The organism is Geodermatophilus siccatus (genome assembly GCF_900103785.1).
GTDB lineage: Bacteria > Actinomycetota > Actinomycetes > Mycobacteriales > Geodermatophilaceae > Geodermatophilus > Geodermatophilus siccatus.
Map to the genome: position 1 here is coordinate 113,895 of NZ_FNHE01000008.1, position 15,567 is coordinate 129,461.

Sequence of the window (15,567 nt, forward strand, 5' to 3'; positions counted from 1 at the left end):
GATGACGGCGGGTGTGCAGATCTCGCGGAGGTGGCCCGGCACACCGGTCGCACCGGCTCCGGACCGACGGCCTCGCGTGGTACCCATGACGGGTGGGCGTGCGCGCGGGGAGCCTGGTGGGCCGGGTGGTGGGCGCCGTGGTGCTCGCCGTCGTCCTGCTGGTCGTCTCCACCGCGACGGCGATCTGGTGGACGGCGCGGCAGGACTCGCAGCCGCACTCCGACGCGATCGTGGTGCTCGGGTCGGCGCAGTACAACGGCGTCCCGTCGTCCATCTTCGAGGCGCGGCTGGAGCACGCGCTGCAGTTGTTCGAGGCCGGGGTCGCGCCGGTGGTGGTGACCGTCGGCGGCAAGGCCGACGGTGACCAGTTCACCGAGGCGGCGTCCGGGCAGGCCTACCTGGCCGAGGCCGGGGTCCCGGAGGAGGCGCTGCTGGCCGTCGAGGAGGGCGTCGACACGCTGGAGAGCATGCGGGCCGTCGGCACCGCCTTCGACGAGCGCGGCTGGGACTCGGCGGTGCTGGTCACCGACCCGTGGCACGCGATGCGCGCCGAGCGGATGGCCGAGGACGCCGGCATCACCGCGGACAGCTCGCCGACCCGGCAGGGCCCGGCAGTGCAGACCCGCACCACGCAGTTCCGCTACATCCTCCGCGAGACGGCCGCCTACCTGCTCTACCGCGCGACCGGCGAGAGCGTCGCCGGGGCGCCGGGGATCGGCTGAACGGAGGAGCCCGTGCTCGTACTGGGCAAGGCCGGCACGGCCGGCACCGAGAAGCGCGTCCTGCCCGTGCTGCGCGGCGGCGTCGTCGTCGCCACGCTGCGGGCATCGAACTGGAAGGAGGCGGCCACGGCCGTCGTCGGCAACCGCGAGTGGGTGCTCGCGAAGGCCAGGCGCGAGCTCACCGGCCGGTGGGCGGCCGACCCCGAGGGGACGGCGCGGCTGCGCGCCCGCCAGACCTCCTTCTGGAGGGGGACCTGGGAGGCCGACCTGGAGGGGACGCCGGTGCAGGCCGAGGTGGTCTCGCGGTGGAAGGGCGGCCACCGCTACCGGTCCGGCGGGCGGGTGATCGCCGAGACCGGGACCACCGGCGGATGGTCGCCCCGCCCCACCCTGACCGCGGACGAGTCGATGCCGCTGGACCACCAGGTCTACCTGCTCTGGTTGGCGCTGGTCATGAGCCGCCGCGACGAGGCGGCGACGATGGCCGCGGTCGCCGGCGGCGCAGCCGCGGCGGGAGGCAGCTGATGGCCGGCCGGGGACGCATCCGCGCCGCCGACATCGCCCTGGTCCGCGAGCGGTCGCGGATCGACGAGGTCGTCGGCGACCACCTGCAGCTCAAGCGCGCCGGCGGCGGCAGCCTCAAGGGCCTCTGCCCGTTCCACGACGAAAAGTCGCCGTCCTTCCACGTCACGCCCAGCCGGGGGCTCTACCACTGCTTCGGCTGCGGGGTGGGCGGTGACGTCATCCGCTTCGTGCAGGAGATGGACCACCTGTCGTTCACCGAGGCGGTCGAGCTGCTGGCCGGTCGGGCCGGCGTCGAGCTGCACTACGAGGACGACGGCGGCCGGCCCACCGGCGCCCCGGACCGCTCGCAGGCCGGGCAGCGGGCCCGGCTGGTGGCGGCCAACACCGCGGCGGCGGCCTTCTACGCCGAGCAGCTGCGCAGCCCGGAGGCCGCGCCGGCCCGGCAGTTCCTCGCCGACCGCGGCTTCGACCGGCAGGTGGCGCTGGACTTCGGCTGCGGCTTCGCCCCCGGCGGCTGGGACACGCTGACCCGGCACCTGCGCGGCAACGGGTTCACCCAGCAGGAGCTGGTGACGGCGGGGCTGGCCAAGGAGTCCAGCCGCGGCACGCTCATCGACCGCTTCCACCGTCGGCTGGTCTGGCCGATCAAGGACATCACCGGCGACGTCATCGGCTTCGGCGCCCGCAAGCTGATGGACGACGACCAGGGGCCCAAGTACCTCAACACCCCCGAGACGCCGCTCTACAAGAAGAGCAGCGTGCTCTACGGCATCGACCGGGCCAAGCGGGACATCGCCCGCCGTCACCAGGCCGTCGTCGTCGAGGGCTACACCGACGTGATGGCCTGCCACCTGGCCGGCGTCACCACCGCCGTCGCCTCCTGCGGGACCGCGTTCGGGCCCGAGCACATCAGCGTGCTGCGCCGGCTGCTCATGGACCAGGACGAGTTCCGCGGCGAGGTCGTCTACACCTTCGACGGCGACGCCGCCGGGCAGGCCGCAGCGATGAAGACCTTCGCCGAGGACCAGCGCTTCGTCGGCCAGACCTTCGTCGCCGTGGAGCCCGACGGCCGCGACCCCTGCGAGCTGCGGCAGGCGCACGGCGACGCCGCCGTCCGCGACCTGGTGGGCCGCCGGACGCCGCTGATCGCGTTCGTCCTGAAGACCACGCTGGCCGGCTACGACCTCGACACCGTCGAGGGCCGGGTGGCCGCGCTGGAGAAGACCGCCCCGCTGGTCGCCCAGATCAAGGACCACGCGCTGCGCCCGGCCTACGCCCGCCAGCTGGCCGGGATGATCGGCAACACCGACGAGGCCGAGGTGCTCGAGCGGGTCCGCCGGATCACCGGGGACACCGGTGGACCGCCGCAGCGGGGCCGGGCGCGGACGCCGCAGAAGAGCCCGGACGACGTCGCGGTCGAGGTCGAGCGGGAGGCGCTGAAGGCCGCGCTGCAGAGCCCGGAGCTGGCCGGGCCGTCGTTCGACGCGATCCCGGTCGAGGCCTACACCGACCCGGACTACGCGGCCGTCGCCGCCGCGGTCGCACGGGCCGGGGGAGCGGCCGCCACCCGCGTCACCGGCCCGGCCTGGCTGGACGAGGTGGCCGCCCACTGCACCCGGGAGAGCGCGACCGCGCTGCTGACCGCGCTGGCCGTCGAGCCGATGCGCTCGGTCGGCGAGGCCGACGCCGGCTACGTCAACGCGGTGCTGGCCCGGTTGGAGGAGATGCACACCGTCCGGCAGGTGGCCGCGCTCAAGGGCCGGTTGCAGCGGATGAACCCGGTCGAGGCCGGCGACGAGTACATGAAGGCGTTCGGCCAGCTCATGGCGCTGGAGCAGCAGGCGATCTCGCTGCGCAAGCGCGCGATGGGTGGGCTGGGCGCGTGACCCTGCTCGACCGCGTGCGGCAGCGGTTCACCCGGCCGCCGGAACTCGTCCGCGCGGTGGTGCTCGCCTCGTCCGACCCCGACGAGCGGCTGCTGGCCTGGGGGACGCTCGTGCGTGGCGAGGGCTGGCTGGTCGCGACCTCCCGCGGGCTGCGCCGCGTGCCGGCCGACCTGGCGCTGCCGCAGGCCGGCGAGGTCGGCGTCCTGCCGTGGCACGAGGTCGGCACCGCCCGGTGGACGGCGACCGGCGACGGCGGCGGCCGCTTCGAGGTGACGCCGCTGACCGAGGTCGAGCCCGGGGTGCAGGCGCGGCTGCCGGTGGAGCGGCACGCGCTGGCCGACGCGGGGGGCCTGCCGCCCGTCGTCCGCCGGCGGGTGGACCAGACGGTGGTCGCCAGCCGGCGCGCTCCGCTGCCGGGCGGGGGAGGGGTCGTGCTGGTCGCCCGGCGGCTGCCCGGTCAGGCGGAGCGGGAATGGACCGTCGTCTTCGACGACGACGCCGACCGCGACGACCCGACCGCGCGCGAGGTCGCCCGGCAGAGGCTGGCCGAGGCGGTCGCGGCCGACCAGCCGGGCTGAAGGAGGACCCCCTGCCTCCCACCGCTCGCAGGCTCGCGGCGGGACCCTGCAGGGGGCCTGACCAGCGACCGCCGGGGGCTCAGAGCCCGCCGGAGGTGTCCGGCGGCGGCAGCGGCGTGTCCGACGCCGGGGTGGTGCCGGGGGCGGTGCGGGCCCGCGGGACCGAGCCCGGGCGGGACGCCGTCGAGCGGTCGCTGGAGCCACCGAGGCCGACCCGGGCGCGGGCCGAGTTGAGCACGCCGTCGGCTCGGGCCTGCGCCATGCCGGCCAGCCCCTGCAGCTGTGGGTTGTCCTTGGCCTGCTCCCAGGCCCGGCGGATCTGCTCGTAGCGCTCCGTGCCTGCCCTGGCGCCGAGCACGTAGCCGGCGCCGAAGCCGACGAGGAAGGACAGCTTCGCCATGGAGAACCTCCAGGTGAGACGAGGGGGACCGGACGATCACGGTAGTCGCGTTCCGGTGTGGCGCGCGACGCAGAGGGCCCTGCGCGGCTGCGGGGACGGCGTGGGGTAACCTCGTCCCTGCGCGCGGGCACGCCCGCCGATCCCCCGTAGCTCAATTGGCAGAGCATGCGACTGTTAATCGCAGGGTTATTGGTTCGAGTCCAATCGGGGGAGCAACACCGCAGGTCAGCGGCTCGTGAGCGCCTCCAGGCGGAACCAATTGTCGCTGGAGTCGCAAGAAACCCGTGACATTGGGGCGCGTGACGGCGCTGGGTGGCACCTCTGACGGGCTCTCGACGCTGGCTCGGCCGACGTCGCGGGGCCGCTGTCTGAGAGCTGGCCGGGTAGTGGCTGCGGTCCTCGGGGTGCCCAGCAGCGCGAGGTTGTGAAGAAGCCCTCGCGGATTCGAGGCGCTACAGGGCCCGCCGGATGACCGCAGCGGTCCTCGGGCTGGCGGTGCCGCGGCCGAGGTAGACGTCCTGGGTCAGGCTGGGCCGGCTGTGGCCGAGGTGGTCGGCGATCTGGCGAGCGGACAACCCGGCCTCGTCCAGCCGGGTGGCCACGGTCTTGCGGAACGTGTGCGAGGTGGCCCAGGGGAAGCCGGCCCGGTCGAGGGCCTGGCGCAGGTCGCCGTTGGTGTTGCTCGGATCGCGGAGCCGTCCCTGCGGGCTGGGGAAGAGCACCGGGTCGTCCCCAACGGTGGCCAGAATGGTGATGCGGCGCTGGAGCAGCTCAACCGTCCGCGGTGGGAGGGTGATGGTGCGCCGCCCGGCGGTGGTCTTCGGCACGTCCTGGATGAGCAGGCCGCGACCTCGCTCGCGGATGACGGTGCCGGTCACGGTCAGCGTGCCGGCGTCGAGGTCCACGTCCAAGGGGCGGAGCGCGCAGGCCTCGCCGATGCGCAGGCCGGTGCCGAGCAGGAAAGCGACGAGGTCGGGCAGGTCCTGGCGGGCCGCCGCGGCGTCGACGACCAGCCGTTCCTGCAGCGAGCGGGCTTCCTCGACGGTGAGCGCCCGGGGGCCGCGGGCGGTGCGGGCCGTGCGCCGGGCGGTGGCGTGTTCGAGGGATCGCGCCAGCCGCCCATGGGAGCGGGAGAGACTGGATGGTGACCGTGACCTTCATCCGGGTGCAGGCGGGGGTCCCGCGCGCGCAGCATTCCGACGTGCCAGCGTGGCAGCACCGCGGCCGCCCGCAATTCGATCGTCCCCGCCTGCAGGTCCACGGCGTTCCAGGGCAGTCCGCAGGCCTCGCCGATGCGCAGCCCGGTGGCCATCAGGAAGGCGCCAGGTCGGGCAGGTCCCGGGCGATCACCTTCTCGTCGTAGGACAGGGCGGCCCGCAGCTGCCGGAGCTGGGGCTCGGTCAGCGCGCGTTGCCTTCTTGGCCCGGACGGTCGTCGCAGGGTTATCGGATTGAGTCCCCTCGGGGGAGCGGAGCTCCAGTTCAGCCGCTTGTAGTGATCGGGGGGATCCACGGCGCAGCACGAGGGCCGAACCCGATCGATCGGGGCACGCGCGGCGGCAAGTACCACCTGCTCGGCGACGTGCACGGCCTGCCGCTGGACGTGCTCGTCTCGGCGGCCAACCGGCACGACAGCCTGTTCGTCGAGTTGATCCTGGACTCGATGCTGGCGATCAAGCGCGGCGGCCGCGGCCCCCCCGCCGACGGTCCGGTCGAGCTGCTGATCCGCCGCCATCGACGGTTCACCGGGGCCAGAGGGCTTGTGACGTCACGGTGATGACGCGGTGACGCAGGACCACGATCCTGAAAGTGATCGAGCGAATCCACACCGACGAACGCTGTGGCTTGCATGTGGCCGGGGACACCACCCCTCATGCCCTTGTCCCGACCAGCCGCGTCCCGCATCGCCTCGATCCGTGCTGGCCGGCTGCCGAGGGACCCGATCAGCTCGTCCGACCTCGTAGCTAGCCGTCCAGGAGCGGACCTCAGCCGCCTTTCCGTCACACCATCTTGAGGAGCCCCGCATGCCGATGCAGGACATCCACCTGACCACGAACGCTCCACTGGGCGAGGATCAGGTCCACCGATTGGAAGACCTGGGGCTACGCCTCGTCAGCCGGTTGTCCGAGAGCTCCTACCGGCTTCGGGGCGACAGCGGCGCCACCGCCGCCGACCTCGTGGGGCTCGACTTCGTCGACACGGCCTCGGCCTACGCTGCAACGGACAAGCTCGACCCGTCGCTCAGCGCGGCGTCGGCTATCGCGGCCACAACGGTGGCAGATGCTGGAGCCGCACCCTTGGTCACCGGCCTGGTGTCCCTCGACCCGGCCGTCGACCCGGCCGTCACCAAGGAGCAACTGGCGGAGCTGGGCAACGTCGTCACGGCCACGCCCCGGCGAGCGGTCGTGAGCACCTCGACCGACCGGCTGGCAGACATCGCCTCGTTGGACGGCGTCCTGAGTGTCGAGATCGAGCCCGATCCCCACACCCAGAACGACGTCGCCCGCACGCTCGCCAAGGTCGAGCCCATCGCCACGACCCTCGGTCTCGACGGCACAGGCGAGATCGTCGGCGTCGCCGACAGTGGCCTGGACACCGGGGTCGCGGCCACGGTGCTGGCCGACTTCGCCGGTCGCGTCGTCAACATCCGGGCCACCGTCGTCAAGGCACCGGCCAACGGCGCGGACCTGAACAACCACGGCACCCACGTGTCCGGGAGCATCCTCGGTGACGGAGCCAACTCCAACGGCCGTCTCCGGGGCATGGCGCCAGGGGCGCGCCTGACGATGTTGGCGATGGGCCCCGACAACTCGACCCGCCTGATTGTTCCTGCTGACCTGGTCGCCGGGGTGTTCACGGACGCGTACGCCGACGGCGCCCGTATCCACTCCAACAGTTGGGGGTCGAACAACACCCCGGGCCGGTACACCGCGTTCTCCGAGGACGTCGACGACTTCGTGTTCCACCACCCCGACATGCTGGTGGTGATCGCGGCGGGGAACGCGGGACCTGGAGCGTCGACCGTCCAGGCACCGGGAACGGCCAAGAACTGCTTGACTGTGGGAGCGTCGGAAAGTGTGCGGCCGCTGCCGGCGGCGATCAGCATCAACCCGAACATGCAGGACCACGATCACAATCCCGCTACTCCGAAGACCAACGTGCCCGTGACGCGGAACAACTTCAGTCAGCAAGCGGACGACGCCGACGACATCGCCGGCTTCTCGGGGCGTGGCCCAGTGAACGACATCGGGGATACCCGCACGAAGCCGGACATCGTCGCACCGGGCACGTTCATCCTGTCCTGTCGCTCGACGGTGAGCACTGCGGATGTCGGACCTGACGGTGTGCGGCACTCGGCCGACATCGATGCGCTCTACGCCGACGACGCCGACGGCGTGGCGACGCACGCGGAGGCCGTCGGCCGAGGACTGCCTGGCGCGCCCTTCTTCGGCACGTGGAACCAGAACACCCCCGCAGCGCCAGCCGGGTCAGGAGCGCTGGCACAGCAGAACTACTTCTACAGCTCCGGCACCAGCATGGCCACCCCGATCACCAGTGGGACGGCGGCACTGCTACGGCAGTACCTTCGGGAGCGCCGCGGCGTTGCCACCCCGTCGGCCGCCCTGATGAAAGCGATGATCGTCAACGCCGCAACCGTGCCGGCCGGCGTCTCCACCGCACCCGACAACACCCGCGGCTTCGGCTGGCTCGACCTCGAGCAGCTGCTGTCACCGCCACCCACCGGCCAGCAGGCGATCAGCGACGACGTGCACCTGGCCGTCGCCACTGGCGAGGTCCGTCGGCTGACGGTGCAGGTAGCCGCTCCCAACCTGCCGCTCCGCGTCACGCTGGCGTGGACCGATTCGCCGGGCAAGGGACTACAGAACCGGCTGTACCTCCGGCTTCTCCCGCCCGGTGGCGGTGCCCCCATCGACGGCGACGTCACCGCGTTCCCCAACCCCACCAACAACGTGCAACGCGTCCACGTGGCCGCGCCGACCGCGGGCACCTGGACGATTGAGGTGCACGGAATCGACGTGCCGTTCGGTATTCCGACATTAGCTCCAGCTTTGCGCCAGGACTTCGCGCTCGCCGTCTCCAACGGTACCGGTTTCTCGGCCGCGCCCGTTGACATCAGTCAGGTCATCGACCACGGCGGCAGCATGGGGACTCAGCTCGCCATTTGATCTCAGGCGGCGGCCTGGTGAATGGCCGGATGGCGTGGTGCCGGTCCTCGTCGGTTGCCTTCTGGGCGTCCGGGTGAGCGTCCGCAGGGTTTCGGTGGGCTGGCAGGGGTGTCAAGGATCTGCAGGTTCTGGGAGGAAGCGTGGAGCGTGCGGGTTGGAGTCAACCGGACTGGGGGCAGTCCCAGCTGGCCGCTCGATCAGTCCAGGGCCGGCATCCAGAAGGCACCGCACCCGGTCAGACGGTGAAGGACTCGGGGCCGAAGCGGCCGAACGCCACGAAGACGGCCATGGCGAGATAGGTCACGTCCACCAGCACGTGAGTGGACTCCTGACGGCGGTAGGTCACGATCGCCGCGCCCGCCATGATCGTCGCCAGACCGACAGCGGCCAGCGGCACCAGAACCGGCGCTATGCCGAGCAGGGCGGGCAGGATCAGGCCGACGGCACCCAGGATCTCGACGGCTCCGAGAGCCTTAACGAAGCCGGCGCTGACGTCCAGGACCCATCCACCGCCGGGAGCCTGGGCCAGTTTCTCCCGGGACATGAACAACTTGGTGGAGCCGGCGAAGAGGAACACGGCGGCCAGGAGTCCGGCGATGATCCACAGAGCGAGGTTCATGAGGTCTCTCCTTGCACTCCCGATTGGCGCTGGAGGTGTCGAGGCAGTGGAGGTGTCGTGGGCGAGGTCCTGACCCGGATCGGTTGAGCTGGAGGTCGCCGCGCCCGGTTCCGGCACTTCATCGCGTGAGGCCGGGTGGCGCGGTGAGGGAAGGGGAGTTTCTGCTGCGGGGGGCACTCCCGGCTGTCGTCCTCGGGAGCTCTTCGACAGGCCCGCCGGAGGTCGCGGTTGCTAGCTCGGCGCTGACCCGTTCCGTTCTCGAGTCGATCGGCGAGCCCGGCTCACCTCGCGGGTGACGGACCAGGCGTCCGCCACCGGACCCAGGTGCCCGAGCTTGTCGGGGTTGATCAGCGAGTGGATCGTCTGGATCCGCCCGTCGAGGATGTCGAGCGTCCAGGTGAAGAGGACCCTGTCGTTCCGATCGCGGAAGATCGCGCCCGCCTGGCCGTTCATCTCGTGCGGCTCGAACGTCACGTCGATCCGGACCAACGGAGGGGCGATCGAGGCGAGCAGCCGGGCCACCTTCGCGGCACCGATGACGGCCCTGGCCAGCTGCGGGGCCTTCCCGCCGCCGTCCCCGACCAACTGGACGTCGGCGGCGAGCAGTTCTTGCAGACCGTCGACGTCCCCTTCCCTGAAGGCGTCGAAGAAGCGCTTGGCGAGTTCCTCGCGCTCCCTCCGGTCGGCCTCGAACCGCGGGCGCCCAGCGTCCATGTGGCGGCGCGCCCGCACCGCGAGCTGGCGGCACGCCGCCTCCGACCTCCCCACCGCCGAGGCGACCTCGGGGAAACCGAACCCGAACACCTCCCGCAGCACGAAGACCGCGCGCTCGAGCGGGCTGAGCCGCTCGAGCAGGAGCAGGGCCGCCATCGACACCGAGTCGGCCAACTCCGCCGAGCGCGCCGGATCCTCGTAGGGGTCGTCGAGCAGCGGCTCGGGGAGCCATTGCCCGACGTACTCCTCCCGCCGCACGCGGGCGGAGCGCAGCACGTCGATCGAGATCCGGGTGACGACGGCCGAGAGGAAGGCCTTGGTCGACGTGGGTCGTGTCGGGGAGGACTCGAAGCGCAGCCAGGTCTCCTGGACCGCGTCCTCGGCCTCGCTGACACTGCCGAGGATCCGGTAGGCGATCGCGAACAGCAGCGACCGCAGCTCCTCGAACTCCTCGGCCAGGGTCACGCCAACCCTTCCCTGAAGCCCTGCCGCCACGACGGATAGCGCAGCTCCCAGCCGAGCTCGCGCTTGGCCTTGGCGTTGGAGAAACCGCGCCCCTCGGTCATCATCGTCACCGCCACGTCCCCGGCCAACAGCCTGGCGAGCCACGTGGGGACCCGCATCGGCCGCTTCGCGCCCGTGCACGCAGCCAGGTAGGGCAGCCACTCCCTGGCCGGCGCCGGTTCGTCGTCGACGATGTTGAACACGCCGGTCGCCTTCTGCTCCACGGCCAGGACGGTGGCGCTCGCCGCGTCGTCGAGGTGTACCCACGAGCTGTAGCCGGTGCCGCCCCCGACGAGGGGGAACTGCCGCCTGCGCACGAGCTCGACCACGTCGTCGGTGGCGCCCGGCCCGTAGAACCCGCCGTATCGCAGGACCGCGCCACCGGCCTCGACGACCACGTCCTCGACGTGGCGCATCGCCGCCATGCCCTTGCGCATGCTCGGCGGGCCCGGGTCCAGCGGGTCCTCCTCGGTCTTGACCCATCCGCCCTCGCGGATCCCGTTCCAACTGGCGTGGCCCTGGGCGACGACGTGGGAGACGCCGGCCGCCTCGGCCGCGGCCAGCAGGTGGTCGGTCCCCTCGGTGCGCAGCTGGTTGGTGGTGGCGAAGAACCGGTCCATGTGCCTCATGTCGGGCTTGCCGGCGTGGGCGGGGCTGATCGCGGTCATCTGGTGCACGATCGCGTCGGGCCGGGCGGCCGCCACGGCTGCACCGACCGACACCGCATCCAGCCCGTCCATCACGACACCGGCGGCGCCCAGCTGCTCCAGCAGGCCCAACTTGCCCGAGCCCGTCGTCGTAGCGGTCACCTGGTGGCCCCGGGCCACCAGCTGCGGCACCAGCCGCCGTCCCATCGCCCCGGTGCCACCGGCCACGAACACCCGCATGACCATCACCTTCCTGATCGCAGGATCGGCTCTCGGTCCGGTGACGAGACAGCCCCGGCCATCTGTGACATCGAGGTCCCGGCGCACCCCTCTCCCGAGACGAGGGCTGCGCGGCCGCCCCGGTCCGAAGGCTGCCGGCTCGCGGTGCGCCGCAGCGTCGGCGTGGTCGAGGCCGCACCGGCGACGTTCGACGGACAGCGACTGACGAGCCCCCCGCCGTCGAGACCACGACCAGCGCGGCACCCGGCGGGATCAGCACGGAGCCGCTGTGCGGCTCGACGGTTCCCACCAGCCGGCCGCCGGCGGCGCGGCGCCTGCCGTTGCTCGTGCTGCTACGCCAGCAGTGACGCAGCCGCCATCCGCTGCAGGTTCCCGACGTAGGTCTCGAACGTCCAGCCCCACGTGCCGACCAGGCGCTGGTAGAGCGTCGGGTCGATCAGGGCGTCGGCGATGGCGGCAGCCTGTTCGCGATCGAGTCCGGGCGGAAGCCCGCCGAGGTCGGCGACGCGGCCGACGACATCTCGGGCGCCCTCGGCCCGCTGGTCGTCGGTCGTGGCGAGGAGGGCTGCAGCCTCGGGGTCGGCGTCGGCTGCCACGACGAGGACGTGGTGCAGCGTGGCGAGCCGCTGGTTGATGGCGGCGTTCATCGCCATCCACGCGGCGAGCAGTTCGGCAGGGTCCTCGCCCTGCATCATCCGCTGCACCTCCGGCCGGTCCGCGATGGCCACCGGTTCCTCGTCGCCGGCGAGCGTCCAGTCGAAGGCGAGCTTCAGGACGGCGGCCTTCGCGCCGACCGAGGTGAAGACGGTCCTGCGGCTGACCCCTGCACGCTCGGCGATGGCGTCGATCGTGGTCGGGACATAGCCGCTCTCCACGAACAGCGCGGCTCCGGCGTCGACGATCCGCCGGCGCGTGACCCGTGACTGCTCGTCACGCAGGGCGGAGCGGTACGGGCGGCCGCCGGCCGTCATGCGCGCGGCTCCGCAGGCCGCATCGATCGACTTGACAGCACTACTAGTGTAATCAACACATTTTCAGTGTAACGGATGGTGGAACCATGGACGTCGTCATCGTCGGCGCCGGACCCACAGGACTGACCCTCGGCGCGGCCCTCGCCCGGCGCGGCCATCGAGTCGTGGCCGTCGACAGGGACCCCGGCCCCGCACTGGACGGCTCGTGGCGGCGCCGGGGTGTGATGCAGTTCCAGCAGGCGCACGGGTTCCGCCCGCAGGTGCGTGACCTGCTGCTCGCCGAGTGGCCCGAGGCGTGGCGCGCGTGGCTCGACCTCGGTGCGGAACCGATCGACCTGCCCGCCCCCGACGCCTGCACGCCAGCGGTCGGGGTGCGGTCCCGCCGCGTCACCTACGAGCGAGCCCTCCGCCGGGCGGCAGCAGAAGCCGACGGGCTGACCGTCGCGGTCGGTCACGTCGACGGCCTCGCCGAGCGGGGCGGTCGGGTCGTGGGTGCAGTCGTGGACGGATCGACCGTGAGCGCCGACCTGGTCGTCGACGCGAGCGGCCGCCTCTCCCGGCTGACGCCGCCGCAGATCCGCGGGGACGCCGGCATGGCCTATGTGTCCCGGACCTACCGCCGGCACCCGGGCGAGCCGCCGGGTGCCCCGGCCACGCCGTTCGCGTGGAGCGCCCGGTTCCACGGATACGACAGCTACGCCTTTCCGCACGAACACGGCCACGTCTCGATCGTGATCATCCGGCCCAGCGCCGACGCCGGCCTGGGTGCCCTGCGTCACCCGAGCGCCTTCGAGGCCGCCTGCCGGGCGATTCCCGGGCTGGCCGAATGGACCGACGCCCGCGTCGCCACGCCCACCAGCGGCGTCATCGTCGGTGGTGGATTGCTCAACACCTACCGGCGGCAGCTCGAACGGCCCGGTCTGGTCGCCGTCGGTGACGCAGTCGCGACCACGGCGCCCACGGCTGGCCGAGGGCTCGCCATGGCCAGCATGCAGATCGGCGCACTCCTGCAGCTGCTCGACGCCGGCGCCGACCCCGCCACCATCGCAGCGCCCTTCGGCGCTTGGTGCGACACGTGGATCCTCCCGTGGGTCGAGGACCACCTCGCCTTCGACGCCGAGTCGGTACGCCGCTGGCAGGGCCACGACCTCGACCTCACCCAGCCCCTGACCTCGGCAGCCATCGTCGCGGCTGCTCGAGCCGACCCCCGGATCGAACCCCACGTCGCCGGCTTCCTGGCCATGACCGCGTTGCCGGCGTCGCTGGCTGCCGCCGAGCCGCTGGCCCGCGCCGTCTACGAGACCGGCTGGCGTCAGCCGACGGCTCAGGGCCCCACGCGCGACGAGCTCGTCTCGATCGCCGAGTGGGCGCGAGCCATTCCGGGCGCCCGCCTCGAGACGGCGGTGGCCCCAATCCCCAGCTACCTCGAGAGGAGCGCATCATGAACGGCCGCCGTCCTGCGATCGCGCAGGCTCCCGAAGGTCGACGTTGCAGGGGTCGTCGAGCCGCTGCCGCGTGAGTGCGTGGCGCGGACCGCCGCGCAGCTGCTGGAGCACGGCGTCCGCCTCGACGACGAGGTCGGCGCCGTCGAAGCGCACCACGCCGCCTTCCGGGAGGTACCCGACCACTGGGGCCGAGGGACGCGGTCAGCCCGGTCGAGCGGATGGCGGCGACGTGTTGAGCCGGGGACTGTAGCCCTTGGGGGCAAACAGGTGGTCGGGACGGGTCCTGGTCGACCTGAAGCGTGCGATGCGCATCTTCTGCCGATCAATCCTGCTGTACCACCTCGCACTCCTCGAACGTATCGGCACCAGGGCCGCCGACGCAGGTGTCATTGCCCGGACCACCGTCGATGAGGTCGTTCCCCGGGCCGCCGTGGAGCGTGTCGTTGTTGGCGTCGCCGAAGATGGTGTCGCTGTCCTGCTGACCGTGTATCGTGTCGTTTCCTTGATCGCCGATCAGAACATCGCCGAAGGTGCCGCCGAAGAGCGTGTCATTGCCGGGGCCACCATTGAGGAAGTCGATCTGGGATTCTCCGATGAGCGTGTCGTTGCCCATCCCACCACGGAATCCGTTGTTGCTCTCGTTGCCCCAGATCGTGTCGTTACCGGCGCTACCGCAGACCTGGTTACCGCTGCCCAGGTCGTAGATGGTGTCGTTGCCGTCCAATCCGTCGATCCTGCTGTTGCTCGTCACGATGCTGATCGTGATGGTGTCGTTGCCGCCGGTGCCGGTTATGGTCGCCGGCGCACACTGGGGGTCTTGGACCTGGGCTGCGGCCGGTGAGGTGGTGAGGAACACCACGAGCAAGGCCGCAACGCCTACGAGCGCCATCCGGAAGAGGCGACGCAGATCCTTGCATTGCAGACCGGAGATCGAAGTCATGGCTACGCTCCTGTGACAGTCGGAATACCGATCGAGTCCTCGACCGGTCGGCCCGGTTGACCCCCGTCGGTGCCCATCTCCGGGCCGGGCGGAGAGGCCGGCAGCTCGGACTTCAGATGGCAGGTGAGCAGATCGATCGGCCGCCCGCTCCGGCGGAGAGCCGGTGACCTCCGCGACGTCGGTCAGCGGCGGTCGGGACAGGAAGCCGACCCGGATCGGCCGCTGGCTCGGCTCCACGCCGGCGGTCACACAGTGCCACGCGCCGCCGGCCCGCTCGGCCACGTCCGCGAGAGCATCGGGGTTGCCGACCTCCTGCACCGCCAGCACGTCGGGCGCCGTCCGCACGACGACCTCGGCCAGGGCTGCCGGCTCGGCCCCGTACCCGGCCGGATCGCCGGGCCCGGCCTCGTCCTCGGGGCGGAGCAGGTTCTCCAGATCCCACGTGCCGATCCGCACGTCGCCGCACCTCCCCAGGCTGCGGAGTCCACCTCGGGCTGCAGGTCGCGCCGCCCTGTGCGCGCGACCACGAGAGGGTTCCTCTCGCCGGAGCTCCTCCTCGAGGGCGGCAGGGATGGACTCGCCGGCCTTCGGGGCCACCAGGCGATGAACCTCGCTGTGAGGCGAGCCGGTGCGACGAGATGTGTCTGTGTCAGCTGCCGGCCGATGCCGCCGCTGGCCCGCTCGCGGCCGCTGCGTCCGGCTCCCGGCTCGCGAACGGATGATCGAGGACGTAGAGCCAGCCGCCGTCGGGCTGGCGCCGGGCGACCTCGGCGGTGACCGCCGACATCGCCTCGTCGCCGGCCGTGAGCTTCCACTCGAGGCTCAACAGGGCCAGCTCGCCTGACTCGATCACGTACCGGGTCCGCACGGCCATGTGACCGTTCGCTCCGAGAACGCCGGCGAGATGCTGACGGATGGCGTCGGGCCCGGTGGCGAGGGACCCGTCGGGCTGCGCCATGACGGCGTCCGGCTCGTACAGGGCCACCAGGGCCTCGAGGTCCTGTCGGTTGAAGGCGGCCTCGAAGGCCGCATGGAGCCCCTGGGGAGTGCTGACGGTCGTCACGAGATCGCCTCCCTGGCCTCCGGTGACGCCAGCGCCGGGACCGTCGACCACGCTATGCGGAGGACGTCACAGCAACGTCACCGCGGTGTCACCTGACCAGCGCCACCCGAGGACCGATCAACCCACG

Annotated in this window: 15 protein-coding genes, 1 tRNA gene and 1 pseudogene; 8 read left to right on the forward strand and 9 right to left on the reverse strand. The window is 72.0% G+C overall.

Annotated elements, in window-relative coordinates; all coding sequences use genetic code 11:
- Positions 1-92 precede the first annotated feature (92 nt).
- Genes BLS21_RS15685 through BLS21_RS15700 form a run of 4 tightly spaced genes read left to right on the forward strand, consistent with a single transcriptional unit; the run spans position 93 to position 3,711 of the window.
- Positions 93-722, forward strand: coding sequence for a YdcF family protein (locus tag BLS21_RS15685; RefSeq protein WP_245700469.1), 630 nt, complete (start codon positions 93-95; stop codon positions 720-722).
- A gap of 12 nt (positions 723-734) precedes the next feature.
- Entirely contained in the window at positions 735-1,247 is a 513-nt protein-coding gene (locus BLS21_RS15690; protein WP_091220194.1) for a hypothetical protein, read from the forward strand.
- Positions 1,247-3,133 (forward strand): DNA primase, encoded by a 1,887-nt coding sequence (dnaG, locus tag BLS21_RS15695; protein WP_091220196.1) that lies wholly within the window; start codon positions 1,247-1,249, stop codon positions 3,131-3,133. The genes BLS21_RS15690 and dnaG overlap by 1 nt, the downstream gene beginning before the upstream one ends.
- The gene (locus BLS21_RS15700) at positions 3,130-3,711 is read left to right on the forward strand and encodes a hypothetical protein (RefSeq protein WP_091220198.1); all 582 of its coding nucleotides are present in this window, start codon (positions 3,130-3,132) and stop codon (positions 3,709-3,711) included. Before dnaG ends, BLS21_RS15700 begins: the two co-directional genes overlap by 4 nt.
- Positions 3,712-3,790: 79 nt before the next feature.
- Here BLS21_RS15700 and BLS21_RS25950 read toward each other — a convergent pair whose 3' ends face one another.
- Complete coding sequence (locus tag BLS21_RS25950) at positions 3,791-4,111, reverse strand: hypothetical protein (protein WP_245700470.1); 321 nt, start codon at positions 4,109-4,111, stop codon at positions 3,791-3,793.
- A gap of 140 nt (positions 4,112-4,251) precedes the next feature.
- Here BLS21_RS25950 and BLS21_RS15710 point away from each other — a divergent pair.
- Positions 4,252-4,324: transfer RNA gene (locus BLS21_RS15710), tRNA-Asn, on the forward strand.
- A 239-nt stretch (positions 4,325-4,563) separates the two neighbouring features.
- On the opposite strand, the gene BLS21_RS15715 is transcribed toward BLS21_RS15710, so the two are convergent.
- Positions 4,564-5,226 (reverse strand): tyrosine-type recombinase/integrase, encoded by a 663-nt coding sequence (locus BLS21_RS15715; RefSeq protein ID WP_091220201.1) that lies wholly within the window; start codon positions 5,224-5,226, stop codon positions 4,564-4,566.
- Positions 5,227-5,623: 397 nt separating this feature from the next.
- Between BLS21_RS15715 and BLS21_RS15725 the strand changes: the two are divergent.
- A pseudogene (locus BLS21_RS15725) lies at positions 5,624-5,830 on the forward strand (IS5/IS1182 family transposase); the annotation flags it as partial.
- Between the two features lie 304 nt (positions 5,831-6,134).
- Positions 6,135-8,297 carry a S8 family serine peptidase gene (locus BLS21_RS15730; RefSeq protein WP_091220207.1) on the forward strand — a complete coding sequence of 721 codons (2,163 nt, stop codon included), beginning with the start codon at positions 6,135-6,137 and terminating at the stop codon, positions 8,295-8,297.
- A gap of 235 nt (positions 8,298-8,532) precedes the next feature.
- On the opposite strand, the gene BLS21_RS15735 is transcribed toward BLS21_RS15730, so the two are convergent.
- From BLS21_RS15735 to BLS21_RS15750, 4 genes are all read right to left on the reverse strand, one after another.
- Positions 8,533-8,916: a DoxX family protein gene (locus BLS21_RS15735; protein ID WP_091220209.1), complete on the reverse strand. Its 384-nt coding sequence runs from the start codon at positions 8,914-8,916 to the stop codon at positions 8,533-8,535.
- A 231-nt stretch (positions 8,917-9,147) separates the two neighbouring features.
- Positions 9,148-10,095 carry an RNA polymerase sigma-70 factor gene (locus tag BLS21_RS15740; RefSeq protein ID WP_091220212.1) on the reverse strand — a complete coding sequence of 316 codons (948 nt, stop codon included), beginning with the start codon at positions 10,093-10,095 and terminating at the stop codon, positions 9,148-9,150.
- The gene (locus BLS21_RS15745) at positions 10,092-11,021 is read right to left on the reverse strand and encodes an NAD-dependent epimerase/dehydratase family protein (RefSeq protein WP_091220784.1); all 930 of its coding nucleotides are present in this window, start codon (positions 11,019-11,021) and stop codon (positions 10,092-10,094) included. Before BLS21_RS15745 ends, BLS21_RS15740 begins: the two co-directional genes overlap by 4 nt.
- A gap of 332 nt (positions 11,022-11,353) precedes the next feature.
- Positions 11,354-11,992: a TetR/AcrR family transcriptional regulator gene (locus BLS21_RS15750; RefSeq protein ID WP_091220215.1), complete on the reverse strand. Its 639-nt coding sequence runs from the start codon at positions 11,990-11,992 to the stop codon at positions 11,354-11,356.
- An 86-nt stretch (positions 11,993-12,078) separates the two neighbouring features.
- Here BLS21_RS15750 and BLS21_RS15755 point away from each other — a divergent pair, with 86 nt between their 5' ends.
- Complete coding sequence (locus BLS21_RS15755; protein ID WP_091220218.1) at positions 12,079-13,437, forward strand: FAD-dependent oxidoreductase; 1,359 nt, start codon at positions 12,079-12,081, stop codon at positions 13,435-13,437.
- Here the strand turns inward: BLS21_RS15755 and BLS21_RS25205 are convergent.
- The 3 genes from BLS21_RS25205 to BLS21_RS15765 form a co-directional block, all read right to left on the reverse strand.
- Positions 13,432-13,593, reverse strand: coding sequence for a hypothetical protein (locus BLS21_RS25205; protein WP_175479586.1), 162 nt, complete (start codon positions 13,591-13,593; stop codon positions 13,432-13,434). The two genes, BLS21_RS15755 and BLS21_RS25205, sit on opposite strands and share 6 nt — an antisense overlap.
- 166 nt (positions 13,594-13,759) lie before the next feature.
- Positions 13,760-14,833, reverse strand: a complete 1,074-nt coding sequence (locus BLS21_RS15760; RefSeq protein ID WP_091220220.1) for an endonuclease/exonuclease/phosphatase family protein — start codon at positions 14,831-14,833, stop codon at positions 13,760-13,762.
- 193 nt (positions 14,834-15,026) lie between these two features.
- Entirely contained in the window at positions 15,027-15,440 is a 414-nt protein-coding gene (locus tag BLS21_RS15765) for a YybH family protein (RefSeq protein ID WP_175479587.1), read from the reverse strand.
- Positions 15,441-15,567: the final 127 nt, after the last annotated feature.